The organism is Microcoleus sp. FACHB-1515, from assembly GCF_014696105.1.
Lineage (GTDB): Bacteria > Cyanobacteriota > Cyanobacteriia > Elainellales > Elainellaceae > JAAUTJ01.
The window spans coordinates 36,061-60,850 of the sequence record NZ_JACJPO010000011.1; the positions used below are offsets into that span (position 1 = coordinate 36,061).

The following is a 24,790-nucleotide window of genomic DNA, read 5'->3' on the forward strand; positions in this document are numbered from 1 at the left end:
TTTTACCTCACGATCGAAGGTACAGGAACAGCAGGACGATCGCTAGCCACAGCAGGAAGCAAATTCGCGTTAGGCGAGTGGCCTGGTGAATCGTTTGGGGCGTGATGGGTTCGATCGCATCGCCCAGCAGCGGCTTCAATTTGAGGATGCCGCGATAAGTGTTTTTACCGCCAACCTGCACACCGAGCGCGGCGGCATAAGCGGCTTCGCTCCATCCAGCATTCGGACTGGGATCTTGAGGAGCGTCGCGCAGGCAGATTTGCCAAACGTGCAGCGGACGACGAGAGAGCAGCGCGATCGACAGCACCGCAAGTCGGCAGGGAATCCAGGTCAAACCGTCTTCGAGGCGAGCGCTAGCGCGTCCCAGGAATGTGTATGGCGGCTCGCGATAGCCAACCATCGAATCGAGCGTACTGGCAGCTTTGTAGGCGAGAGCCACAGGGACGCTGCCGATCGAAGTGAACGCGCCGACGATCGCCCAGAACAGCGGAGCCAAAACGCCATCGATCGCATTTTCCGTGACGGTTTCCAGCACGGCTCGAAGAATTTCTGCTTCCGATAGTTTTTCAGTGTCGCGTCCGACATATTGCGCCAGTCGAGTTCTTGCTGTTTCTAGATCGCCAGATTCGAGCGGTTCCAGCACATCGATCGCAGCATCCTTCAAGCTGCGTCCGGCAAAACAAGAGGCGAGCAGAACGGCGGCAACTGCAACTTCCACGATCGAATGCAGGCTCGACGCAAGCCAAACAATCTCCCAGCCTGCCAATCCGCTCAGACCGATCGCGCTAACGGTTAAGCCAACGCCTGCCCAAAATTGCGATCGCTCTGAGTCAAAATGCTTGAGCGCCCAGTGGGTGTATTGCGTGATTCCCCAGCCGATCGCCTGAACCGGATGAAACAAGCGGCGGGGATCGCCAATCAGGAAGTCGAGCAGGGCGGCGATCGTCAGAATGAGAGCCGGAGTCATGTGCGGCGGCGGGGGCGGCTGTTGCGCTGGCGATCGGCTTTGCTGCGCTCGTAAGCGATCAGTTTGCCGTAGTATTCATGCTTGTTGAGGTTCATCGACAGAAAAATGTGCTTGCGGACGTTGCCGAAGCCTTTGCGGGTGAAAAACTTGACGGCGGGAATGTTGGCCGGATCGGTATCAACCATCATGAATCTTGCGCCTTCATCGATCATGCGCTCGACGATGCGATCGACAAGCTGATCGGCAATGCCCCGCCGCTGAAACTGCGGACTCACTCCTAGCCACAAAATGTAGCCATAGACCCACGAAGCTTTGCTGATGATTGTGCCCAGCGTGAATCCGGCTAAATGATCGCCAACTGTAGCAACCAGGCAGTATTCCGGGTCGGTGTTGAACTGGCCGATGACTTCCCACTCGTCCCAAGTGCGGTAGATGTAGGGATAGAGGTCGCTGGTGAACAAGCTTTCGCCCAAGTGATAAACCGGGGCAAGATCGTCGATGCCCATGTCGCGGATTTCGACATCAAAATCCTCCAGGTTTGGGGCAGGTAAATCAGAGTCGGAAGTCATGACGAAACGGTGGATTCACTCAAGTTTTGTGTTGCTAAGAATTGAGCCGAAGCGCAACAGAGTTGTGGTGGTGTACTACAAATAGCGAGCCTTCTGCGACAAGCGCTCAGGTGCGATCGCAGGCAATCGCGCTCCGACCTTCGTTAAAGCTATCGCGTTTATACTCGATCGCTGTTTTTTTCTTGCAAAAAAGGCTAGCCGCTGCCAACTCCGTCTGCATTGCCGCCTCCGAATGCCATCCGACCATTTAGCTTCTGCCCAGTTCGATCGCTGCCGCTTGGGGAAACAGCAGCAATGTTTGATCTCAGCAGAGATTATTAAGTTTTGTTAACACTGTTGCAATCCCCAAAAATAACCGCTATCTATAGGGGACAAGCAAAAACGCTTCTACCACATGTAGCGTTCAAGCCGAAAATCTTCCGATTTAATTTAGGTTTCGTTTGTCGTCAACTTCATTCACATCAACCTCACACCAAGTCCTATGAACTACCAAGAACAGCTTAATCCCTGGGTGATCCATCAACTGCTGCCCGACCTAAAGCGATCGCTCGTCATGCGGTTTCGTCGTCGTGTTGATGCTGAATCATACCTCAAAGTGATTCAACAAATGCGCCCGAAAGCTCAATTTGCGATCGCGTTTGAAACCAATTCGATGGTGAAAGCGCAATCTGCAAAGGTCGAGGTGCCTGCTTCTTTGTAGGGTTCTGGTTAAAACCTGGTTTGTCTCCGCTAAATCAATCACTCGAAGGCTGGGGTGGCGATCGATCGCCACCCCAGCCTTGTTTTAAGGTGATGGATGGTTTTAGGGTGAGGGATGTCGAGACATAGCAGCGCCGTGTCCCTAAAGGCTGTGGCGGATGGCAGGATGTTTTGTCGCAGATCGATCGATTTGCGCGTTCGGTGCGGAATCGATCGATTCGAGCGCAGAAGCGATCGGCAAGGCCACCTCGACCGTTGTACCCTGCCCGATTCCGGCACTGTGAAGCGAAATGCTGCCGCCCATCAGCTCGATTAGATTGCGCGAAATTGCCAAGCCCAAGCCTGTGCCTTCATACTTGCGCGTCGTGCTGCCATCCACCATCACAAACGGACGGAACAGCTTGTGCTGCTGAGCCGGATCGATGCCGATGCCTGTATCTCGCACCGCAATAATAATCCAGCCGTCAGGACTGGGCGCGTTGGGGGCAGGGTTGAGTGTGGCACGCTCGATGCGCGTGGCGATCGAGATGCCGCCTTGGTCAGTGAATTTGATGGCGTTGTAGATAATGTTGAGCAGCACCTGCTTGAGTCGCGCCGGATCAGCCCGCACCCAAATTGGGCTGGTCGTGTCGGGAGCGGTTAGCGTTAATCCTTTTTGCTGAATCTGCACACTTTCGAGATGAATGGCTTCGCGCAAAATTTCCTGAATGTCGATGAGTTCCAGCGACAGGGGAATTTCGCCGCCTTCAATTTTGGCAATATCGAGCAGATCGTTAATGATGTTGAGCAGGTGGATTGCAGCTTTGTCCGCCTGTTCCAAAAATTCAAGTTCTTCCTCGCGGCTGTCGCAGCAGTCATCATGCACCAGTCGGATGCAGCCGATAATTCCATTCAGCGGCGTCCGCAATTCGTGCGACGTGTTGGCGAGAAATTCACTTTTGAGCTTGTTGGCAGCTTCTGCTTCTTGCCAAGCGGCCTCTAGCTCTTGGGCGCGTTCTTCCAAGCGGCGCACCATGTTGTCAAGCACTTCGGCAAGCTGATTGATTTCTTTGACGCGAAAATTTTTGGGTGCACGCTCTAGCGGGTCGCGCTTGTGGATGCGGCTGGCATATTTGCCAAGCTGCTCAAGCGGACGGGCAAGATCGCGAGCAAGATACAGCATTGCCAGCAAATGCGTGATCAGCAAACCCGCCGTGAGAATAAACAGAATTTGCGTAATTTCTTTGAGGCCTTCCAGCGCATGATCAAGCCGCGTCACGGCCAAAACCGTCCAGGTTTGCTGCTGGCTGGTGCGGGTGGCAATGTCGAGCGGGCTAAAGCCTGCTAGCCATTCCGTTCCATCGCCGCCAAATTCAAACAGATGGCGCACCGCACGATCGCCCCGCTGAGCATTTTCCAAAATATCTTCGTAGCGATCGACATCGCCCGCTACATTTGCAGGTTTGCCGACGCGATCGCCAAACGGATGCGCTAGCACTTGTCCGTTCTGGTCAAGAATCACCGTGTAGCCCAGCAGCGACCAGGGTTCGCCGCTTTCAAGCTGCGTAATCGTTGTTTGTGCGACCAGTTGATAGCGGCGATCGCCACTGGCATTTGCCACGATCGTCGTCAGCAGCAGCCGCAGTTGGCTCGATGCTTGCGCGGGCAGTGGCGTTGTAATGGGCGTCAGCGTAAACGGCGTTGCAGTGTCGGCCTGCGCGGGTGCGATCGCTTCGTTGCCGCAGGTGCTCGCGATCAAGCGCTGTGTTTGTAGATCGCGAAGCTGCAAGCAGCGCACGTCAGTTGGCAACTGCGGCAGCAGCTTTTGCAGATAAGACTGAGTGGCGGCAGGCGAACCGCTGGTCAGGCTGGGCGATTCTCCAGCGATCGCTAAGCTCGTTTGCAGTGCGGAAATTGAAGCGTGAACGTAGTCCGCTTTGCGCGTGGCGCTTTCCATCAAATTTTGCCGCGCCGTGTAAAGCAGGCTGGTGCGGGCTTTGCGGAAGGTCACGGCCACTCCCAACAGCAAAATCGGAATGGTCAGCAGCAGAGCGCGTGAAAGCAGCACGCGGCGAAACGAAGATTGACCTAGCATAGCCATAAGCACTGACGATTGGAGGTGCAAACCTGCCGACAGCAGTGAAGACGACAATACGATCGACCTTCACCAGCCGTTTTAGAAATTCTAGACGGGTGGCAACGCGATCGATCGGGAACGACACTGCAATTGTAAAACTACTATTCCCTAGACTTCGTGCGATCGCCATCCGTACAGCCAAAGTTCATGAAAAAATTGTGAAATGCAAAGGGTTTTCTCTATTTATACCGTCGTTGTGCTGGCGATGAGCGCGGATGGTAAGATCGCGGATGCCAATCGATCGCCCGCTCGTTTCGGCTCGGTGACAGACAAAGCGCACCTCGAAGCGCAAGTCGCTCAAGCCGATGCGGTTCTCTTCGGTGCCGAAACGCTCAGAGCTTACGAAACCACGCTGCGCGTCACCCATCCCGATTTGCTCAAGCTGCGCCAGCAGAACCATCAGCCGCCCCAACCGATTCAGATTGTTGCCTCGCGATCGGCCAAGCTGAATTCCGACTGGCGATTTTTCTCTCAACCTGTTCCCCGCTGGCTGCTGACCACGCCCGCCGCTCAAGCTTGGGATGCGCCCCATTTCGATCGCGTCCTGACGATCGGCACACCCAGCGGCATCGACTGGCGAGCGGCCTGGAAGGAATTTGCACACAGCGGCATTCGACGGATCGCCGTTTTGGGCGGCGGTTCGATCGTCTGGAATTTACTGGAACTTGACCTAATTGACGAACTGCGGCTGACGATTTGCCCGCTGCTGCTTGGCGGCACGATCGCCCCCACTCCCGCTGCCGGAATTGGCTTTCCAGAAGCGATCGCCCCGCGCCTCCAGCTTCTATCGGCTGAAGCGATCGACCACGAAGTCTTTTTGCACTATCGCCTGCAACATCGTGAAGTTTGAACTACCTTGAAAAAGGCCACCTCGATCGCTCTATCCGTCCCAAAATGGAACAGCTTAAACCCCGCTACACCGTCGCCTGGATCAACAGCATGACCGAAGTGCCGCGATCGGTTTGGGACGAAATGGCCGTGCCGCTGAAGACGCCGTTTTTTGAATGGTCGTGGCTGCACTGCATGGAAGCGTCAGGTAGTGCGACCGCCAAGGCCGGATGGCTGCCGAATCATCTGACAATCTGGCGCGATCGATCGCTGGTTGCCGCCGCACCGCTCTACCTGAAAGGCCACAGCTACGGCGAATTCGTCTTCGATCATCAGTGGGCAGATTTATCGCAGCGGTTGGGCGTGCAGTATTACCCGAAACTGCTGGGCATGTCGCCGTTTACGCCTGCCGAAGGCTATCGCTTTTTGATTGCGCCTGGCGAAGATGAAGACGAGCTAACCGATCGCATGGTGGAAGCGATCGATTCGTTTTGCCAGCGCAATCGGATCTCAGGGTGCAACTTTCTCTATGTTGACCCGGACTGGCAAATCAAAATGGAGGAGCGCGGCTTCACGCCTTGGCTGCACCACAGCTACATCTGGCAAAATCACGACTACCAAACTTTTGATGATTATTTGAAGGCGTTCAACGCCAATCAAAGACGCAACATTAAGCGCGAACGCAAAGCCGTCGCCAGTGCGGGACTCACACTGAAAGTGTTTACAGGCGATCAAATCCCCAGCCAAATGTTTAGTCAGATGTATCGCTTTTATTGCGACACCTGCGACAAGTTTGGCTGGTGGGGCAGCAAATATTTAACCCGCCGATTTTTTGAGCAGCTAGACGATTGCTATCGCGATCGCGTCGTCTTTTTTGCTGCCTATAGCGAAGGTGATGAACGTCATCCAATGGCGATGTCTTTCTGTTTGACCAAAGGCGATCAGCTTTATGGCCGCTATTGGGGCTGTGCAACTGAGTTTGATAATTTGCACTTCGATACTTGCTACTACACGCCGATCGAATGGGCGATCGATCGCAACATTCAAACTTTTGATCCTGGAGCGGGCGGCAGACACAAAAAGCGGCGCGGTTTTCCGGCCACGCCCAACTACTCGCTCCACCGTTTTTACAATCCCAAACTGTCGCAAATTCTTACCTCCTACATGGCGGAAGTGAATCAAATGGAGCAGCGCGAAATTGATGCGATTAATGCAGATTTGCCGTTTGCTCAAGCCACTGATAATCCCAATCGATCGAACATTTAGAGTAAATTGGATGTATCGATAAAACTGCAATCAACGGTATGACTCAAACGGCATTACTGGCGGCAGAATTGGCTGCACTCGACGACAAACTTTCCAAGCGCTACATCGAGCTTGATCCAGATGGATATTTTTTGATCTATCTCGATCGCGCTGCCAATTTGATTTGCGCCAAACATTTTTCAAACTTCATCAATGACAAAGGTTTAGCTTGCGATCCTGAAACAGGAAAGCCGTTGCCCACACGCGGCAAAGTTGAACGCACACCAACGGCAACTTTTACGGGAAGAACCGCAAAAGAACTCTGCATCAAAATCTTTGAAGAAACCAAACCCTGCCCAATTCGCTATCTCGACCATGCCGCTTATTTAGGTCGTGAATTTGTGCGAGCTGAGCAAGCGCTAATTAGCGGTCAAGATTACGTGCAAGATTAATTCATTTCGGCGCGATCGGAATTCCGATCGCAAACTTGGTTCCTTCCCCGATCGTCGATCGACACTCGATCGAGCCGCCGTGTCTTTCGGTGATGATTTGGTAGCTGATCGACAAGCCCATTCCCGTTCCTTTGCCGATCGGTTTCGTGGTGAAAAACGGATCAAACAGGCGCGGCAAAATTTCGGGCGGAATGCCCATGCCATTGTCGGCAATTAGAATTTGCACTTCTGTTGCAGTCATCGTGGTTGAAATGGCAATGCGCGGGGCAGGCTCAGAAGCGTGCAACAGCCGTTCTTCGATCGCGTCGATCGCGTTGCTAATCAAATTCATAAACACCTGATTGAGTTGACTGGCATAGCACTCAATTTTTGGCAGCGAACCGTACTGCTTGACGACTTCAATCTCGACGCGATTGGGCAGCGCCTTGAGGCGATTTTGCAAAATTACCAGGGTGCTGTCGATGCCATCGTGCAGATCGACCGCTTTCTTTTCGGCTTCGTCCATGCGCGAGAAATTGCGTAGCGATCGCACAATTGTCTGAATGCGATCGACACCGACATGCATCGAACTGAGCAGCTTGGGCAAATCGGCCATCAGAAAATCGAGATCGATCGCGTCGGCTTCTGCCTGCACAGCGGCGATCGGATTGGGGTAGTGCTGCTGATAGACTTGCAGCAAGCCAATCAAGCCTTGCATGTAGCTGTTGGCGTGCGTCAAGTTGCCCGCGATGAAGTTGACCGGATTGTTAATTTCATGCGCCACGCCAGCAACCAACTGACCTAAGCTCGACATTTTTTCGCTTTGAATCAGTTGTGCCTGTGTCTGCTGAAGTTCTTGCAGCGCAAACTCTAGCTGCTCGGCTCGCTGGCGCAACTGCATTTCCGACTGGCGAATTGCAGTTTCAGCCAGCTTGCGATCGGTAATATCCTGCACCACGCACACCAAACCACCATCTGCGATCGCCGCCAGCGAAGTTTCTTCAAGAAACGTGCTACCATCGCGCCGCCGACCAATGCTTTCGCCAAGCCAGCGACCTGTCCGCGCAAATACCAGCATAATTTCTTGCTCAAGGCGCTGCTGCTCTAGTGGGTCATACAAAATGCTCCAGTGCTGCCCAATCAGTTCTTGCGGATGGTCATAGCCGTAGATTTCAGCGTGCGCTTGATTCATATAGGTGAATCGACCTTCCGCATCACAAAGCGCAATGCCGTTAAGCGATGCTTCGATCGCCGTAAGCTGCCGCTTCAAAATTTCCTCGGTGCGTTTGCGCTCGGTGATATCTTGGGCAAGCGACGCAAAGCCGAGCAGTTCGCCCTCAGCGGTAATCAGTGGATAGTCGTGCCATTCGCAGATGATTTGCTGGCCGAATTTGGTTTGATTTTCTCCGACGCTGCGGCGGGACGATCGCTGGTTCAAGACCACTTGCGCGATCGCTTCGTTAACCGCTTCTTGCTGTGAATCAATCAGAAAGCCGAGCGATTTGCCGATCGCTTCTTCACGTCGATAGCCGAAAATCTGCTCGGCTGCCGAATTCCACTCGGTCACTTCAAGCTGCGGACTCCATTCGATCACGGCCAGCGGCGTTTGCTCAATCAGCAAGGCCAAGCGCTGCTGCGACTCGCGTAAATCCGTTTCGGTTCGCTGATGCTCCTGAATTTCCTGTTCAAGCTGAATGGTGCGATCGAGAATATGTTCTTCGAGTTCCTCGTTTAACTGATGTAGCGCAGCTTCGGCCTGCTTGCGATCGCTAATGTCCATGATCGCGCCATCGAGAAACAGCAAGTTGCCCGATTCGTCAAACGTGCCTTGGCCTTTTTCATAGACCCAGCGGATGCTGCCGTCGCGATGCACAATCCGAAATTCGAGAATGTAGGGTTGTTGAATCGCCAGCGCTTGATAAACGGCTAGCTCGACGACTGGGCGATCGTCCGGATGAATCACACTCTCCCAAGAGCGGACGGAATTGCCAATAAATTCCGCAGCCGGATAGCCCGTCAGTTCTTCACAGAAATCGCTGACAAAAATTTGCGTCCAGTCCTGATCGCACAGGCAGCGGTAGATTGTGGCAGGCAAGTTGCTCGTCAAGCTGCGAAACTGTGCTTCGCTGTGCTGCAAAGCGGCTTCTGCGCGTTTGCGATCGCTAATATCCAGCATTGCGCCCGTCAAATACAGCAGATCGCCAGACGGGTCAAACTTTCCTTGACCTTTTTCATAGATCCAGCGGATGCTGCCGTCGCGGTGCAGAATGCGATATTCGATCTCAAACGGCTGGTGGAGGGCGATCGCTGCCTCAACGGTGTGCCGTACTCTATCTCGATCGTCAAGATGGGTGATGCTCTCCCACGTCCTGACCCGATGCGCCATGAAGTCTAAAGTGGGATAGCCTGTGAGTACCTCACAGAAATCGCTGATGTACTCCATCGTCCAGTCTGCATCATTCAAGCTGCGGTAGATGGCGATCGGCACATTCATCGTCAGCGTGCGAAAGCGCTCTTCGCTGTGCTGCAAAGCGGCTTCGATGCGTTTGTGCTCAGTGATGTCTTCGATCGTCACCAAAATGCCTCGCACTTCGCCCGCCGCATTGCAGAGCGGAATTTTGTTCGCATCCAGCCAAACTTGGCGTCCGTCGGCCTGCTGCTGCCGATCGATCCGGTGCAGTTGCGGTTGCCTAGTGCAGATTACGTCGCGATCGCCACTGCGATAAAAGTCGGCCTGCTCTGCTGTCCAGGGCAGGTCATCATCTGTTCTTCCGACAATTTCAGACGGAGATACCAAGCCTGCTACTGTTGCCGCTGCTCGATTGCAGCCTTGATAAACGCCGTTGTGGTCTTTCCACCAAATCGTTTGTGGAATATTGTCGATCACCAGTTGAAAGCGCTGCTGAGCGGCCTGCAAATCTTGCTCCATCTGCTTTGAGGTCGTCACATCGCGCAGGACGGCCACCAAAAACGCATTGCCCGCTTCATCGTGGAGCAGCGATTTTTGCGTGGCGATGCACCGCTGTTCGCCCGTCGCGCTGGTCATCCAAGCTTCAGTTTCGCAAGCCAGCCCCGTTTGAAAGATTTGATCGTCTTTTTCCCGCAGGATTTGCGCTTGAGCAGGCGGCCAAAAATCCGCGTCCGTTTTGCGAATCAGGTGCGATCGATCGTGCCCCAGCAGTTGACACAGCGCGTCGTTCACAAAGAGCCAGCGATGCTGACGGTCTTGAATCAACACCGGATCGCGAAAGCTGTTGATGATTTGCAGGAGAAACCGAGCAGAGCGCGTTGGCAGTTCACCATCGTCCAAATCAATCGACTCCGTTGCAGGCGCTGTCTGATTCGTCTGCCTCGATTTCATAGGGGCCAAGAGTAACGAAATGTTTCTTCTAGTTTGCCCACAGATGAAGGATTGAGCAACGATCGCGCTTACTGCCCGAGTCGTCGCTGCTCACTGCGATAGCGAATATATTCCGACGCAAACGCCAATGCGCCCGACGCCAAAATCAGCACAACGCTGAGCGCATTCATGTCTGGCTTGACTCCGGTGCGAACGCGGCTAAAGATTTCCATCGGCAAAGTCGTCGCGCCGCCGCCCGCCGTAAAGCTGGAAATCAAAAAGTCATCCATGCTCAACACAAAGGCCAGCAGGCAACCAGAGACGATCGCAGGGGCAATTTCCGGCAGCAGCACTTTGATGAACGCCTGAAACGGATTTGCGCCCAAGTCGAGCGCGGCTTCTTCCAAATGCGGATTCAGGCCGGATAAGCGAGTGGAAACGACGATCGCAATGTACGCCAAACAAAACACAATATGCGCTGCAATAATTGTCCAGATGCTCAAGGCAAGACCGACCGAGGCGAGAAACACCAGCGTCGCAACGGCGATCGCAATGTCGGGAATAATCAGCGGCAAATACGACACGCCGCGATACAAACTTTTGCCCGGAAACCGAAATTTCGCCAGCCCAACCGCCATCATTGTGCCCAGCACCGCCGACACCACCACAGCCGTAAACGCCACCGTCAAGCTGTCTTTCAAGGCCGACAAAATCCGCTGGTCTTGAATCATGCTGGCATACCAGCGCAAACTGAAGCCTTCCCATCCGGCACTGTAGCGCGAGGCATTGAAGCTATAGAACGCCAGCACCAAGATCGGCAGGTACATGAAGCCGAACATGAGCCAGGTGAACAGGGTTTGCCAAGAAGGAAGCGATCGCGTCGATTGAGTCATCAGTTCAAACTCGTTTAACTAGTAGCTTTCGATGTCGCGATCGCCATAGCGCAACAGCAGCGCGATCGCCAAACTCACAGCGAGAATCAAAATCATGCTCAGCGCGGAGCCAAAGCCCCAGTTGCGCGTAGCTCCGAGGAACTGGTTGTAGATTAAGCGGGCGATCGTCATGCTGGATGCGCCGCCCAGCAGTTCTGGCGCGACAAAATCACCCAGGCTGATGATGAAGACCAACAGGCTGCCTGCGGCGATTCCCGGTAAGGTTTGCGGGACGGTGACTTTCAGGAAAGCTTGACGGGCATTTGCGCCCAAATCCGCAGCGGCTTCGAGCAGGCGGCGATCGAGTTTTTCCAGCGAGGCATACAAAATCAGCACCATGTAGGGCAAAAAGCTGTAGCTCAAGCCGATGATTACGGCTGTGCCCGTGTTGAGCAGTGATTGTGGCGGCAGACCGATCGCGCCGAGGAACGAATTCAATACGCCTGTCGGTCGCAAAATCGTAATCCAGGCGTAGTCGCGCAGCAGCGAGGATGTCCACAGCGGCAGCACAAACGCAACCAGCAGCAGATTTCGCCAGCGCGGAGGCGAAAGCAAAGCGATCCAGTAGGCAACGGGAAAGCCCAGCAGCAGACAAATAATCGTCGTGCCGATCGCGAAGTAGAGCGATCGCCCCATGACGCGCAAATTAATCGGGTCGAAAATTCTCAGGAAGTTTCCCAAGCCGTATGCACCGGGAATTTCACCGGGACGCAAACCGGGGATCAAGCTGATGTTGAGGATCATCAGCGTGGGGATCACCAGCAGCAGAAAAAGCCAAACCCCAGCCGGAGCCAGCAGCAACAGCGGCTGAACCAGGCGCGAAAGGCGATTGGCGATCGACGGTGAACTCGTTTGAACCGGAGTCGAAGCGGAAGGAGAAGAAGCGGCCATAGCTGATACGCGATGAGATTATGCGCTGGTGATCTGTGTCCAATAGCGATCGTACAGTTCGGTCGCCGCTCCCACCGGGGCGATTCCTTCACATTTTGCCAAAACTTCAGCAGGCGGAAACAGATTTTCGTTGTTTCTCAATTCAGGACTGAGCAGATCGATCGCCGCTCGATTTGGCGTGGCAAACTTGAGGCGATCGACCGCACGAGCCGCATTTTCCGGCTTCAGCAGAAAATTCATCCAGGCATAAGCGCCTTCGGGATTCGGCGCGGTTTTGGGGATCACCATCGTATCCGTCCACAGCGAAGAACCGCTGGCCGGAATCACATATTCGATGTCGGGCGCTTCGCTTTGTAGATCGATCGCATCGCTGGAATAGCCCATTGCGATCAGCAAATCTCCGGTCACAAGCTGGTCGCGCCAGCCGTCTGTCGTAAACGAGGCGATCGCAGGCTTGAGTTCGCGCAAACGGTTGTAGGCGGCTTCAATTTCAGTGGGATCGGTCGAGTTGTACGAAAAGCCGAGCGACTTGAGAACCGCGCCCATCACTTCGCGCACGTCGTTGAACAGCGTCATCCGCCCGTTTAGCCGACTTTGGTTTTCCCACAGAAAATCCCAGTCGGCAGGAGCAGGGTTGAGGCGCGATCGACTGAACACTAAGCCCGTTGTGCCCCAAGTGGTCGGAACGCTGTGGGCGTTGTTCGGGTCATAAACCGGATTTCGCCATTGCTCCAGCAGGTTATCAAGTCCTTCTAGCTTGGATTTGTCCAGTTCGGTGAGCAGATCGAGTTCGATCATCTGCTGCACCATGTAGTCAGACGGGTAGATGATGCTGTAGGCCGCGCCGCCTCCGGCCTGCACACGGGCAAGCATCGTTTCGTTTGAGTCGAAGACATCTGCCACGACGCGAATTCCAGTTTCCTCCGTAAAGCTGCTCAGCAGTTCATCGTCAAAATAGTTTGACCACGAGTAGATGCTCAGCGAATTTTGGCCGGAACTGCCGCCGCCAGAGTTGTCGGAGCCAGTATCGGCAATTTGAGGCCGACAGGCCAGCGCCACGCCGGACAAAGCCGCTGCCGAAAATTGCAGAAAACGGCGTCGGGTCGAAGGCGATCGAGAAAGTGCGTTCATTAGACCATGAAATTTTCTGGACAGACAAATCGAAAGACAAGCGATCGCGCTAGAAATTTCCCAGAAATTCTAGATGCCCCTACACTATCACCTCTGCTCTGGCACAAATCGCGAAAGCCGATCGAAACAGCAGTTGCTCAATTCTAAAAATGCTTAATTCTAAAAATTAAGAGCGCTGAAAGCGGAAGGCTTCGATCGCTTGTGCAGTCAGAAACAAGCCCAACACGACATAGCTGCCAAACAGAATCAGGCTACTGCTGGAAAAAATCCCTTGTATGAAATTGGTGTAGTGCTTTACGAGCGTTAAATGACCGATCGCCGCGCCGAAATTGCCGCCGATACTGTTTGCAGTTTGGTCAATGACCCAAAGCAAAAGGACGATCGCAAAGGTCATCACCGCAGCCAAAATTGTGCTATCCGTCAACGACGAAACAAACATGCCCAGCGACAAAATCGCCGCCGCCAGCAAAATTAATCCCAAGTGCCCCAACCAAAAAACAGTCGGTTGAATCGGCGGACTCGAAGCAGAGAGTGCAAACGCTTCAAACGCCATGAATGGCAGCAGCATTGTGATGAAAAATGTCAGAACGGCGAGCAATTTGCCCAGCGCAACTGCCCAGTTTGTGACGGGAGAAGTTGCTAATAATTCCAGTGTGCCGCGCTTGCGTTCTTCGGTATAAAGTCCCATCGACAGCATCGGCAACAGGAACAGGGCGATCGATCCCAATACGCTCAAAAATATACTCAAAAACTGATAGGGCACATCGATCGGTGGGCCACCGCCCTGCTGATCTTGCGCGGCAGCTCCGACAATTAAACCTTCTGGCCCCAGCAAAATTAACGTAAAGAAAAAGCCACTCAAAACCCAAAAAATTCCGGCAATCACATAGGCAAACGGTGAGGCAAAATAGCCCTGTAGCTCTTTGCGATAGATGGCGATAATGTTGGCAAAAATAATTCCCATCTTAAGCGGCTCCTTCACGCGGTTCGTCTGATTCGTTCACATCGGCATCAGCAGGATCGATCGCTTCCTCGGTCGTTAGCTGCAAGAACACATCTTCCAGGCTGACCTGCGATCGCCGCATTTCATACAGTCCCAAACCCGACTGAACGATCGCCGTTGAGATCGATCGCCCTGCATCAACGGGAGACTGCGACTCGACGCGAATCCGATAGCGTCCTTCTGGCGCATCGGTAAGCCGTAGGGATTCGACCGACTGGACACCTTCGATCGCGCCCAGTCGATTCCGCACGGCCTCAAATTCGCCTTCCACTTCGAGTTCATAGCGCGTTTTGCCACCCAACTGCGTCACAAGCTGATCGGGCGTATTCGTCGCCACGATCCGCCCTTTGTTGATGATCGCCACGCGGCTACAGGTCATGCTGACTTCTGGCAGAATATGCGTCGAAAGAATAATCGTGTGATCGCCCGCCAAACTTTTGATCAAGTTCCGTACATCGATAATTTGACGCGGATCAAGCCCGACCGTCGGTTCATCCAGAATGATCGCGGGCGGGTCATGCACGATCGCCTGAGCGATTCCGACCCGCTGCCGAAAGCCTTTTGAGAGTTTGCGAATCAAGACGCGCCGTTTTTCTTCCAGGTTGCAGCGCTTGAGAGCAGAGGTGACGCGAGTGGCGCGATCGCCCGCTGAAACGCCTTTGATTCGCGCCACGAAATACAAAAAGCTTTCGACGCTCATATCGGTATACAGCGGCGGCGTTTCGGGCAGGTAGCCGATCCGCTTCCGCACCGCCATCGAGTCGGTATGCACGTCGTGTCCGGCAATTCGCGCTGTGCCGCTGTTGGCGGGCAAATACCCGGTCAAAATCCGCATCGTCGTGGTTTTTCCGGCTCCGTTTGGTCCCAGAAATCCCAGAATTTCCCCTGGTTCAACGGCAAAAGAAACGTCTGCGATCGCCGGAGTGGAAGCGTAAACCTTGGTTAAATTTTCGACTTCGATCATATTTCTCACTTCCGAAGAACGTTTCCAGGCCAAACTAGCCTACTCAATCGACGACCTTCTGTGTAGCCGCGCTGCCTATTGTAGGCGATCGCGATGGGGCAGGGTTGCCTGAGATAAAATGTTGGGTAAATTGCGCGATCGCCACGCCATGACAGCCTATACCATCAATTTCAATTCTGTTTTTGAAATGACGGATGAACAGTTCTATCAGCTTTGTAGGGCAAATCCTGAAGTCAAATTCGAGCGCAACACTAAAGGAGAGTTGATTATTATGCCTCCAACAGGTGGCGAGACTGGAAAACGCAACGCGAGTTTAACGGCTCGGTTTGTAATTTGGAATGAACAAAGTAAACTTGGTGTCGTGTTTGATTCTTCCACCTGTTTCAAGCTGCCAACTGGGACAGAGCGATCGCCCGATGTCGCCTGGATTCGACAAGACCGCTGGGACGCTTTGACGCCCGAACAGAAAGAAAAATTTCCACCGATCGCCCCGGATTTTGTCCTCGAATTACTGTCACCTAGCGATCGCTTAAACGACGTTCAAGCCAAACTTAAAGAATACATTGATAGCGGTGTCAAGCTCGGTTGGCTGATCGATCCGCAGACGCAACGAGTAGAAATTCATCGCCCGAATGGTGCGACCGAAATATTAGAAAAACCTGCGACACTTTCAGATGAAATTGTTCTTCCGGGATTTGTTCTCAACCTGGAATTTCTGTGGGATTAGTTTTGTGGAGATAGCAACTTTCGATCGAGATTGGGCAAGATCGCGATTAGCTCGATCGAACCATCAGCATTACAAACCATGAACGGATTGCACTGGCAGCAACATTGGCGACAGACGAGTTGGCGCGAACCTGCCGAACAGATGACTTCTCGATTGACGCATTCGATCGAGGCGGTTCGCCTGCCCGTGCAAACTTCGATCGGCAACTGGAGTAGCGGCGTTCAAGGGGCACTGACGCAGCCGATCGCGGATTGGCTTCAGGCGCATCCGCTGTTTGGCTGGGGCGTGGATCATCCGCTGCTGACGTTGGGACTGCTGTTCGTTGTGCTGCTGCTGCTGAGCGGATTGCTTCAGGCGATCGCTCGGCTCACCGAGCAAATTTGGCTGGGAATTCTGCGATCGCCCCTGTTGCTGATTCAATGGCTATTTGCGATCGGGCTGCGTGGGCTGAGGCGCAAACCGCCCGCTCAACCGATGCTCACGTCCAAACAGCAACGCTTGACCGTGATGCTGCAAAAACTAGAAACCATGCAGCAAGCCCAGGAAGAACTGCTCAAAGAAGTCCGCGCCCTGCTCGCTGAGGATTCTCCACACTCATGACTGAAAAAACCGAACGCGAAAAAATGCTGGCTGGCGAACTTTATCGCGCTGTCGATCCAGAACTAGCCGCAATGCACGATCGCGCCTTCGACCTGCTGCGGGAATTCAACAGCGCCACGCTAGCCGATCGCCGTGAGGAACTGTTGCGATCGCTGTTCGGCCAAGTCGGAGTAAGCCCCTCGATTACGCCGACGTTCTACTGCGACTATGGCAGCAACATCTACGCTGGAGACAACCTGTACATGAATTTCGGCTGTGTCATTCTCGACTGCAACGAAGTTCACATCGGGGACAATCTTCAGTGCGGCCCTTATGTTCAGATCTACACGGCCACGCATCCACTCGATCCGATCGTGCGATCGAGCGGTCTAGAATTTGCCCTGCCAATTCGCATCGGCCACAACGTCTGGATCGGCGGCGGTGCAATTGTTCTTCCCGGTGTTTCGATCGGCGACAACACGACGATCGGTGCAGGCAGCGTTGTCACCCAAGATATTCCGGCTAACGTGGTTGCAGTGGGCAATCCTTGTCGGGTGGTGCGATCGATCGATTCGTAAAGCAATTGTGCTGCTGGCGAGGTCAGGCGTGAATTTACGGATTTGCAGGGGCGATCGAGCACGCATCGCTTGGAAAATTCGGTAGTTGTCTCGACGTAGCTCAATTGTCTGTCACTGCACAATGGATTCAACTCTGGAGAGCGCTTTTGGAAGCATCCGGCGGCTAGGGGGCAATTTGAGCCGCTTGACCCACTTCCACCAAGGAGCGTCCTTACAGGTAGATTGTCCGGCTCTGGGGGCTTATGGAGCCGGACAATTTCTTATTTAGGATCGGGTGTCGGGTGCGCCAAGCGAGGGAAACACCTGACACCCCTCACAGCAGCTTTTCCAGGCCATAAACCAGCGACTGAAGCTGAAGCACTTTGCGAATCGAGAGCAGCACACCGGGCATGTAGCTGGCGCGATCGCTCGTATCGTGGCGCAGCGTGTAAATCTGTCCGGCGGCTCCAAAAATCACTTCCTGGTGGGCGATTAGTCCGGGTAGGCGAACGCTGTGGATGCGAATATTTTCATCTGCAACTGCACCTCGTGCGCCCGCAATTTTCTCGGTTTCTTCGACCTGCGGCGGATTAAACGGTTTGCCAAATTCGCCTAAAAGCTGAGCGGTTTGAATCGCTGTACCGCTGGGCGCGTCGGCTTTTTGGTTGTGGTGCAGTTCGATGATTTCCACATAGTCGAAATACTGCGAAGCTTGAATTGCCGCTTGCTGCAACAGCACAATCCCGATCGAAAAATTCGGCGCGATCACACAGCCCGTGCTGGCTTTGTCGGCAAAATCTGCCAGATCCGCAAGCTGGTCTTCACTCAGGCCCGTTGTGCCCACAACCGGACGCACCCCATACGCAATCGCGGCTCGCACACTGTCATAGACGCGATCGGGATGCGTGAAATCCACCATCACAGCGGGCTGGCGTTCCTGAGCAGCCTGCACTAATGTCGGCTCAAGCTGCTCCAGAACGGGAACTTCTAGCGCTCCGCAGCCAGCAATTTCACCGATGTCCTGTCCAATCAAAGCAGGATTGCGAGCGATCGCGCCCACAAGAGTCATGTCGCTGGCCTGCGCGATCGCCTTGACGGTTTCGCGACCCATTTTGCCAGTTGCACCGTTGACCACTACGGGAATGGGAGAAGCAGATGAAACCATTGTCAAGCCTTGCGATCGCCAAAGGCATTTTAGATCACAGCAGGGCAGATCAAGCGAGTTGCTGCGGGTGAAATTTCTTGGTTCGATCGCGCTTGAGCCGCCAGAAATTCAAGGGGATGACGTAGCCGGAAGTCGCAAAGCTGCGATCGCAACACGGGTTGCACGTTAAACTCAGATGTTGGCACGAGTTCGGCTGGAGACGAAGTGGGAACAGAATTACGCAGCTACGTTTACTTGGATAACGTCCAGCCTCAGCACGCTGCTTATCTTGGCACAGTTTCAACCGGATTTTTGCCGCTGCCCGGAGATGCCTCATTGTGGATTGAAATTTCTCCCGGCATCGAGATTAATCGCCTGATGGATGTCGCGCTCAAGTCGGCAGTGGTGCGTCCGGGCGTATTGTTCATCGAGCGGCTGTATGGCTTGCTGGAAGTGCATTCGAGCAATCAGGGCGAAACCAAAGCAGCAGGGCAAGCGATTCTTGAGGCGATGGGGGCAAGTCGGCGCGACTGCCTGAAGCCGCGCATCGTGTCGAGCCAGATTATTCGCAACATGGACGCCTATCATGTGCAGTTGATTAATCGATCGCGCCGAGGCAACATGATCTTGGCTGGACAAACGCTGTATGTGTTTGAAGTGGAACCTGCCGCTTATGCCGCCCTTGCCGCCAACGAAGCCGAAAAAGCCGCGCTGATCAACATCCTGCAAGTGTCGGCAGTCGGCAGCTTTGGCCGCTTGTTTTTGGGCGGAGCGGAGCGCGACATTTTGGCCGCCTCGCGAGCCGTGCTGGGCGCAATGGAAAATGTCGCCGGACGCGAAGTCGCTTCCACCCGCAAGGAATAGCGATCGATGGCGAATCTTGAACATCTGCGGCGGCTCACCAGCGGTTGGAACGAGTGGCGATCGCACTATCCGCACGTCACGCCGGATTTGGCAGGCGCGAATTTGAGCAACGTCAATTTGCAGGCGGCGGATTTACGCGATGCGAATTTGACGCAAGCGGATTTGGCGATTGCCACCTTGCAAGGCGCAAACCTCAGCGGCGCAAATTTGCAAGGCGCAAACTTGATCGGCGCAGATTTGCGGCAGGCCATTTTGCGCGGTGCGGATCTGAGCGGGGTAAATTTGATTGGCGCAAACTTGTGGGACGCGGATTTACGCGATGCTAACTTGAGCGGGGCAAATTTGAGTCGATCGAACCTCAGCTTGTCGCGGCTCGATCGCGCCAGTCTCGATTTTGCCGATCTGACGCAGGCCAATCTGCACGCAGTGGCGATCGTCAATGCTCATTTAGCGGGAGCAAATTGCACGCAGGCGAATCTCTCTGCGATTCATGCGATCGGTGCGTATCTGGCAAGTGCAAATTTGAGCGGAGCCGATTTATCCGAAGCCGATTTGCGCTGGGCAAACTTGAGTAAGGCCGATTTGACCGAAGCGCGGCTGGATCGATCGCTGCTGCGCGGCACGAACTTGACGCGATCGAATTTGCAAAACGTCGATTTGCGATCGAGTTTTCTCCTCGGTGCAGATTTGCATCACGCTCAGCTAGAAGGTGCAGCACTTCCACCCCAGATAGACGGTTAAAGTGATTCTCACTCGCACCAATCCGGTTGCACCTCTTAAGATGTGAAGGTTGCCGCATCCTTTCGCTATGACTGACTCGAATCCCTCGATCGCTGCTGAACCGATCGATCGCACCTTCCGCCTCTCTCCGCTGATTCGCCTGACGCTGCTGTTGCTGTATTTCGCCTTGATGCTGCCGCTGCCGTTTCTGGCAACAGCCACGCAAGCACCAATTCCACCGAACCTGCTGGCGATCGGCATTGCATTGGGGGCGATCGCCCTCTACGCCGCGCTCACCGAGCGCGTGATCGTGGATGAACACCAAATTCAGGTGACTTATCCCGCTTGGGTTCCCAAAATTTTTCGCAAAGGCTGGTCGCTGCCTTGGGCAGAGGTGCAGGCGCTCAAACCGCGATCGACCGGACAGGGCGGACTGGTTTACTATTTGCTGAGTCGATCGGGTGAAGGCTATTTGCTGCCGATGCGCGTGGCCGGATTTGCTCAGCTTGTGCGGATTGTGCAGGCGCGGACGGGAATCGACACGCAAGACGTGATGATGCTGGCGCAACCCTGGATGTACTTGATTTTGCTGACTTTTTCGCTGTTTCTGCTGGCGATCGACGGATGGACAATTTGGACAGCCCTACACGGAATTCCCGCTTGAATCATGCCGCTGTCAATCAGTGGCAGCTTGAGCAAGTCAGCCTCCGCCCGCCGCTCGGTTCGCATCTGCTGCTGCAAAGCATTTCCTGCGAATTGATGGCGGGCGATCGCTGCGCCCTGATCGGAGCAACCGGAGCCGGAAAAACGCTGCTTCTGCGCCTGCTCAATCGCCTGATCGATCCCAGTCAAGGCAGCATTTTGTTTCAAGGACGCGACCTGCGGCAAATTCCGATCGCCCAACTGCGTCAAACCGTCACGCTCGTTCTGCCGGAACCGCGACTCTTGGGCATGACCGTCCGCGACGCGATCGCCTACCCGCTCGCCTTCCGCAATCTGAGTTCAACCGTCATTCAGCAGCGGGTGACAGATTGGATCGATCGCCTGCAAATTCCGTCTGACTGGCTCAACAAAACCGAAGTGCAGCTCACGCTCAATCAGCGTCAGTGGATTGCGATCGCCCGCGCCTGCGTTTGTGAACCTGCTGTTTTGCTGCTCGATGAACCGTTTGGGGCGCTGGATGGCGATCGCCGTCAGCAGTTGCTCAATATTCTGCAAGATTCCGCTTTGCGGCAAACAACGATCGTCATCGGCACGCATCACGTTGAACTGGTGCGATTGTGGGCGCAGCGTGTTTGGTGTCTGCATCAGGGCAAGCTGCTGTGGCAGGAGTCGAGCGATCGACTGGACTGGGAAAGCGTTGAAGATTCGATCGCGCAGGCGGAAGCGGACGTAGCGACCGAGTGGGATTAATGGCCTTCGGCAAAGCGCGAGAAGGAATGCGGTTGCGATCGAGCCGGACGGGACGATGGCTTCGCCTCTGGGCGCTTCATCACAGGTTCGTCGGGCTTGGCAAGTTCGGCATTGAGCCGATAGCCAACGTTTCGCACCGTTTGAATTAGATTTGGCTGACGCGGATCGACTTCCAGCTTTTTTCGCAGCGAAAGGACGTGCGTATCGACCGTGCGGTGATTGTCGATCGCATCCGGCCAAGCGCGTTGCAGCAGTTCCGATCGACTCAAGGGCAATCCGCCCGCCTGCGCCAGCACATACAGCAAACTAAATTCCTGCGGCGTCAGTTCGATCACATCATCTTTGTAGCGCACCCGTCGCTGAACCAGGTCAATTTTGAGGTCGCCAAAGTCGAGTGCGGCAGGAGCAACGGGCGATCGACTGCGGCGCGTCAAAGCTTCCACCCGTGCCAGAAATTCCTGCATTCCAAACGGCTTGGTGAGGTAGTCGTCTGCACCCGCCCGCAAGCCCATGACAATATCGGCCTCGCTGCTGCGGGCAGAGAGCATCAAAACCATTGCCTGCTGCTGCTGCTGAATCCAGCGACAAAACTCGATGCCGTCACCATCGGGCAGTTCCGAATCGAGAATCACCAAGTTTGGTTGCCGCGATTGAAACAGTTCTCTGGCATGGTGCAAATCAGGCGACTGAACGACGTTAAAGCCGCTCTGCTGCAAGTGCCAGCCGAGCAGCGATCGCAAATGCGGATTGCCTTCAACAATTTGGATACAGACAGAACCCACTGATGTTCAGCCGATGAAGAGTGGCTTCAGCCTAACAAACTCAAATCTGCCAGTTTGTAATGCCTGCTACTGCTGGAGTTCACAGAGGCTGGATTTGCGATCGATCCTCATTTTGACTCGATTTTGTAGGACACAATACTTCAGCCGACAGAAGAACTAGGAAATCATACGGTTAAAATGAAGATTATCCAGTTTCACCTTGCCAGGAGGAACCCGCACTGACTGAGACGCCCTAACCTCTACATCTCGTGTAATTGTCTCCCAGACAAGCTTCTAGACGCGATTTATTTCATTCGCTCGCGACGAACTGTAGTTCTTTCCATTCTCATTCAGTCACCGCTATGCTTCAGGACACTCAAACGATTCGCTACTACCAGTGGCTTTCCGACGCCCTCGTGGAACAGTGGAATCGTGGCTATCGCTTCGACGAACTTCGCCTGTATCTTGACGGCTATCTGGCCGCCCTGCGACACAGCAACGCGATCGAACCCTACCTGATTCATCGCCTCGAAGAAGAAGCCCTCCGCTATCTTCACGACCCGTCAAACTTTGAACTGCCACAGTCTGAACCCGACTACTACTAAGCGCGATCGCGAAACCTCAACCCGCTATCAAGAACGCTTTAGTGGATCATCCTGCGATCGTGTAGGTAGCGGTCGATCGCTACATCCAAAGTGGGTAGCAAGATGCCGCGTTCACTGCCCAACACGCTGTAGCTCGGACGCGCTGCGGCTAGACCGAGTGCTTTTGTTGGACGCGCCTCAACGTTTGCTTGAGTCAAACCTGCTTGCTTTGCCACCTGACGAGCCAAGTCTGCCCAGGCGATCGCGCCCTGATTGGCTAAATGCCAAATGCCGCTTTCACCATCTATCAGAAGGTCGAGCGTGGCATGAACCAGATCAGGAACATAAGTAGGAGAAACAACGGTATCATCGGCGGCAACAAAATGATTGTGATCCATGAGCGATCGCAAGGCAACTGTGAGGAAATTATAGTTGTCCCAAGGGCTAAAGAAAGCGCTGGTGCGAATTACTAAAGCGCCAGGGTGATGCTGCAAAACCCAGCGTTCTGCCTGCGCTTTACTGTGTCCATAAACGTTGAGTGGCGCAACCCGATCGCGCTCTAGATACGGCTGATTGCGATCGCCATCAAACACCAGATCAGAAGAAAAATTAACCAGTTGGATATCGCGTTGAGCACAGATTTCCGCCAAAATTGCTGCTCCATCGGCATTGATGCAGCGACACAACTGCGGTTCCCGTTCGGCATCATCAACGCGCACATAGCCCGCCGTATTAACGACTGCCCAAGGCTGCAATTCATCCAGCACCTGCTGCACCATTTCGGGCTGGGTGATGTCCATTTCCTGCCGCGACAGCAAGTAGTAAGGAATGCCGCGCAGTTCGCACAGTCGAGCAAAAGCCTGACCCAACGTGCCCGTCGCGCCCGTAATTAGAAGTGGCGGCACAGCGATCGCCTTTTGAGCTTGCCGCATCAGAGGCGAGTGAGCGATCGTTGGCGCATCGATGCAGCCGTTCAGGTCAGAGCAGATTACAGGCGGATAGCGTAGTCGCTGCGATCGCTGCCACCAGCCCGCCCCCAACAATAGCGGATGGTTGTAGGGTTGTCCCGCTGCGAAATCAGTCATCATCTGAGCGATCGCCGTCGGTCGCGGAGCGGGCGATCGCAGATCAAACACGCCTGGTTCATAGAAATCATCGGCGCGAGTCACCAGACTATTCCAGCTATAGCTTCCCAGCAGCGACCAAACCGTGACGGCTCGAAAGTCAATGCCCTGATCGCGTAAGCGTTGTGCAACCTGCCAAATTTCATTGAGCCAGCGCAACTGTTCTTCCCTTGTGCAGCCCAAATGTGCTTCCGTGATGGCGATCGGCTGCTGGTAACGTTCCCAGACTTCTTTGAGCAGCGCGACATGATCGTAGAGTCCTTCGGCACGAACGCCGATCGCTTCCACATCTGCGTACTGATGCCGACCGTTGCCGCCGTGCGTGTGCGACGGATAGCGATCGAGCCGTTCATCCAAAAAGCGATCGCTACAGACATAGCGGTTGATGCCGATGATGTCCGGCGGACAAGGATTGTCTTGAAACCAGTGCAGTTCCGCTGGAGCAATGCCAGCATTCAGCAGGTAACTCCACAGCGGATGATCGCGGTTGACCCGACCGCAGAGCAAATCGAATGACAGCCAGCGGCGATCGTTCTCAAACTCAGCTTGATAGCTCAGCAGTGGCGTACTGAAGATCTTGCCTAAATCTTCGGTTTGCAGCAGTTGCGCCTGCGAATTCACCTGCCGGATCGATCGCATCGCCAGCACCGTTCCCCGACACTGATTGAGCAGAGCGCGAAGAAACGTATTCTCGTTGCGCCCGTGCGGATACCAGTGACCGTACAGGCCGCTAAACCGAGCGGTCGTGAGCGGTTCGTTAATGGGCGTGTAGCAGTCGAGCCAGGGATAGCGATCGGCCACTGCCCGCGCAAAGTTGGCCAGCTTTTCGGGAAAGGCCGAATCGATCAAGCTGGTGTGGCGGGGGCCGCTGCCGTGATGCACCAGTCCAGCGATCGGGCGAATCCCAAGCTGTTGCAGTCGGATCAGCCGTTCGTCTGTCCATTGCCAGTCGAGTACACCGTCTGGGGCGATGCGTTCCCACAAAACGGGATATCGCATCGCCCGAATTCCCAGTGCGGCAAATCGATCGAGGTCGTCAAGCCGCTCGGCATGACCGTTGCGCTCTAGCTGGTCGAAATAGCGATCGCCCACACGATTGACGGTACATTCAACGCCTGCCCAAATTTCGAGCGGTGGCAGGTTGGTTGGTTGGCAATGCATTTGTGGATGAGTTAAGAAGAGTGGAAATTGAAAGGAACGA

25 protein-coding genes are annotated in these 24,790 nt (G+C 54.3%); 12 read left to right on the top strand and 13 right to left on the bottom strand.

The annotated features are described in order from the left end of the window. Positions 1–7: 7 nt before the first annotated feature. Both cbiB and H6F67_RS02065 read right to left on the bottom strand, forming a co-directional pair. Positions 8–967 carry an adenosylcobinamide-phosphate synthase CbiB gene (cbiB, locus tag H6F67_RS02060; RefSeq protein WP_190762828.1) on the bottom strand — a complete coding sequence of 320 codons (960 nt, stop codon included), beginning with the start codon at positions 965–967 and terminating at the stop codon, positions 8–10. Then, on the bottom strand, positions 964–1,536 hold the full coding sequence (locus H6F67_RS02065) for a GNAT family N-acetyltransferase (RefSeq protein ID WP_190762830.1): 573 nt from the start codon (positions 1,534–1,536) through the stop codon (positions 964–966). The genes cbiB and H6F67_RS02065 overlap by 4 nt, the downstream gene beginning before the upstream one ends. Before the next feature lie 481 nt (positions 1,537–2,017). On the opposite strand from H6F67_RS02065, the gene H6F67_RS02070 reads away from it, so the two are divergent. Beyond that, the gene (locus H6F67_RS02070) at positions 2,018–2,236 is read left to right on the top strand and encodes a hypothetical protein (RefSeq protein WP_190762832.1); all 219 of its coding nucleotides are present in this window, start codon (positions 2,018–2,020) and stop codon (positions 2,234–2,236) included. A 141-nt stretch (positions 2,237–2,377) separates the two neighbouring features. Here the strand turns inward: H6F67_RS02070 and H6F67_RS02075 are convergent, their stop codons facing one another. Continuing rightward, a complete protein-coding gene (locus H6F67_RS02075) occupies positions 2,378–4,309 on the bottom strand; it encodes a sensor histidine kinase (RefSeq protein ID WP_242020453.1) in 1,932 nt (643 codons plus the stop codon). A gap of 205 nt (positions 4,310–4,514) precedes the next feature. Between H6F67_RS02075 and H6F67_RS02080 the strand changes: the two genes are divergently transcribed. The 3 genes from H6F67_RS02080 to H6F67_RS02090 are packed head-to-tail and all read left to right on the top strand — an operon-like array spanning position 4,515 to position 6,876. Next, the gene (locus H6F67_RS02080; protein WP_190762836.1) at positions 4,515–5,201 is read left to right on the top strand and encodes a RibD family protein; all 687 of its coding nucleotides are present in this window, start codon (positions 4,515–4,517) and stop codon (positions 5,199–5,201) included. Between the two features lie 44 nt (positions 5,202–5,245). Continuing rightward, positions 5,246–6,445 carry a GNAT family N-acetyltransferase gene (locus tag H6F67_RS02085; RefSeq protein WP_190763028.1) on the top strand — a complete coding sequence of 400 codons (1,200 nt, stop codon included), beginning with the start codon at positions 5,246–5,248 and terminating at the stop codon, positions 6,443–6,445. Positions 6,446–6,483: 38 nt separating this feature from the next. Then, the gene (locus H6F67_RS02090; protein WP_190762838.1) at positions 6,484–6,876 is read left to right on the top strand and encodes a DUF4346 domain-containing protein; all 393 of its coding nucleotides are present in this window, start codon (positions 6,484–6,486) and stop codon (positions 6,874–6,876) included. 1 nt (position 6,877) lies between these two features. Here H6F67_RS02090 and H6F67_RS02095 read toward each other — a convergent pair whose 3' ends face one another. The 6 genes from H6F67_RS02095 to H6F67_RS02120 all read right to left on the bottom strand — a co-directional run bounded on the left by H6F67_RS02095 (position 6,878) and on the right by H6F67_RS02120 (position 15,116). Next, on the bottom strand, positions 6,878–10,216 hold the full coding sequence (locus tag H6F67_RS02095; RefSeq protein WP_190762841.1) for a PAS domain S-box protein: 3,339 nt from the start codon (positions 10,214–10,216) through the stop codon (positions 6,878–6,880). A gap of 68 nt (positions 10,217–10,284) precedes the next feature. Continuing rightward, positions 10,285–11,088, bottom strand: a complete 804-nt coding sequence (locus tag H6F67_RS02100; protein ID WP_190762843.1) for an ABC transporter permease — start codon at positions 11,086–11,088, stop codon at positions 10,285–10,287. A gap of 18 nt (positions 11,089–11,106) precedes the next feature. Further along, a complete protein-coding gene (locus H6F67_RS02105) occupies positions 11,107–12,018 on the bottom strand; it encodes an ABC transporter permease (protein ID WP_190762845.1) in 912 nt (303 codons plus the stop codon). Between the two features lie 18 nt (positions 12,019–12,036). Further along, positions 12,037–13,149, bottom strand: a complete 1,113-nt coding sequence (locus H6F67_RS02110) for a spermidine/putrescine ABC transporter substrate-binding protein (protein ID WP_190762847.1) — start codon at positions 13,147–13,149, stop codon at positions 12,037–12,039. Positions 13,150–13,315: 166 nt separating this feature from the next. After that, positions 13,316–14,113: an ABC transporter permease gene (locus H6F67_RS02115; protein WP_190762849.1), complete on the bottom strand. Its 798-nt coding sequence runs from the start codon at positions 14,111–14,113 to the stop codon at positions 13,316–13,318. A 1-nt stretch (position 14,114) separates the two neighbouring features. Further along, a complete protein-coding gene (locus H6F67_RS02120) occupies positions 14,115–15,116 on the bottom strand; it encodes an ABC transporter ATP-binding protein (RefSeq protein WP_190762851.1) in 1,002 nt (333 codons plus the stop codon). A 148-nt stretch (positions 15,117–15,264) separates the two neighbouring features. On the opposite strand from H6F67_RS02120, the gene H6F67_RS02125 reads away from it, so the two are divergent. The 3 genes from H6F67_RS02125 to H6F67_RS02135 all read left to right on the top strand — a co-directional run bounded on the left by H6F67_RS02125 (position 15,265) and on the right by H6F67_RS02135 (position 17,000). Further along, positions 15,265–15,843 carry a Uma2 family endonuclease gene (locus tag H6F67_RS02125; RefSeq protein ID WP_190763031.1) on the top strand — a complete coding sequence of 193 codons (579 nt, stop codon included), beginning with the start codon at positions 15,265–15,267 and terminating at the stop codon, positions 15,841–15,843. A 78-nt stretch (positions 15,844–15,921) separates the two neighbouring features. After that, positions 15,922–16,443 (top strand): hypothetical protein, encoded by a 522-nt coding sequence (locus H6F67_RS02130; protein ID WP_190762853.1) that lies wholly within the window; start codon positions 15,922–15,924, stop codon positions 16,441–16,443. Beyond that, on the top strand, positions 16,440–17,000 hold the full coding sequence (locus tag H6F67_RS02135; protein ID WP_190762855.1) for a sugar O-acetyltransferase: 561 nt from the start codon (positions 16,440–16,442) through the stop codon (positions 16,998–17,000). Before H6F67_RS02130 ends, H6F67_RS02135 begins: the two co-directional genes overlap by 4 nt. Positions 17,001–17,313: 313 nt before the next feature. On the opposite strand, the gene dapB is transcribed toward H6F67_RS02135, so the two are convergent. Both dapB and H6F67_RS02145 read right to left on the bottom strand, forming a co-directional pair. After that, positions 17,314–18,144 (bottom strand): 4-hydroxy-tetrahydrodipicolinate reductase, encoded by an 831-nt coding sequence (gene dapB / locus H6F67_RS02140; RefSeq protein ID WP_190762857.1) that lies wholly within the window; start codon positions 18,142–18,144, stop codon positions 17,314–17,316. 29 nt (positions 18,145–18,173) lie between these two features. Then, positions 18,174–18,329 carry a hypothetical protein gene (locus H6F67_RS02145; RefSeq protein WP_190762859.1) on the bottom strand — a complete coding sequence of 52 codons (156 nt, stop codon included), beginning with the start codon at positions 18,327–18,329 and terminating at the stop codon, positions 18,174–18,176. Between the two features lie 19 nt (positions 18,330–18,348). Between H6F67_RS02145 and H6F67_RS02150 the strand changes: the two genes are divergently transcribed. The 4 genes from H6F67_RS02150 (at position 18,349) to H6F67_RS02165 (ending at position 21,120) form a co-directional block, all read left to right on the top strand. Next, complete coding sequence (locus H6F67_RS02150; RefSeq protein WP_190762861.1) at positions 18,349–18,987, top strand: hypothetical protein; 639 nt, start codon at positions 18,349–18,351, stop codon at positions 18,985–18,987. Positions 18,988–18,993: 6 nt separating this feature from the next. Then, positions 18,994–19,728: a pentapeptide repeat-containing protein gene (locus tag H6F67_RS02155; RefSeq protein WP_190762863.1), complete on the top strand. Its 735-nt coding sequence runs from the start codon at positions 18,994–18,996 to the stop codon at positions 19,726–19,728. A gap of 67 nt (positions 19,729–19,795) precedes the next feature. Next, entirely contained in the window at positions 19,796–20,371 is a 576-nt protein-coding gene (locus H6F67_RS02160) for a hypothetical protein (protein ID WP_190762865.1), read from the top strand. Further along, entirely contained in the window at positions 20,368–21,120 is a 753-nt protein-coding gene (locus tag H6F67_RS02165; protein WP_242020454.1) for an ATP-binding cassette domain-containing protein, read from the top strand. The genes H6F67_RS02160 and H6F67_RS02165 overlap by 4 nt, the downstream gene beginning before the upstream one ends. Here H6F67_RS02165 and H6F67_RS02170 read toward each other — a convergent pair. Then, on the bottom strand, positions 21,117–21,902 hold the full coding sequence (locus tag H6F67_RS02170; RefSeq protein ID WP_190762869.1) for a response regulator transcription factor: 786 nt from the start codon (positions 21,900–21,902) through the stop codon (positions 21,117–21,119). The genes H6F67_RS02165 and H6F67_RS02170 overlap by 4 nt on opposite strands. Positions 21,903–22,243: 341 nt before the next feature. On the opposite strand from H6F67_RS02170, the gene H6F67_RS02175 reads away from it, so the two are divergent. Then, positions 22,244–22,486, top strand: coding sequence for a DUF6761 family protein (locus H6F67_RS02175; RefSeq protein ID WP_190762871.1), 243 nt, complete (start codon positions 22,244–22,246; stop codon positions 22,484–22,486). 38 nt (positions 22,487–22,524) lie between these two features. On the opposite strand, the gene H6F67_RS02180 is transcribed toward H6F67_RS02175, so the two are convergent. After that, positions 22,525–24,750 carry a family 1 glycosylhydrolase gene (locus H6F67_RS02180; protein ID WP_190762873.1) on the bottom strand — a complete coding sequence of 742 codons (2,226 nt, stop codon included), beginning with the start codon at positions 24,748–24,750 and terminating at the stop codon, positions 22,525–22,527. Positions 24,751–24,790: the final 40 nt, after the last annotated feature.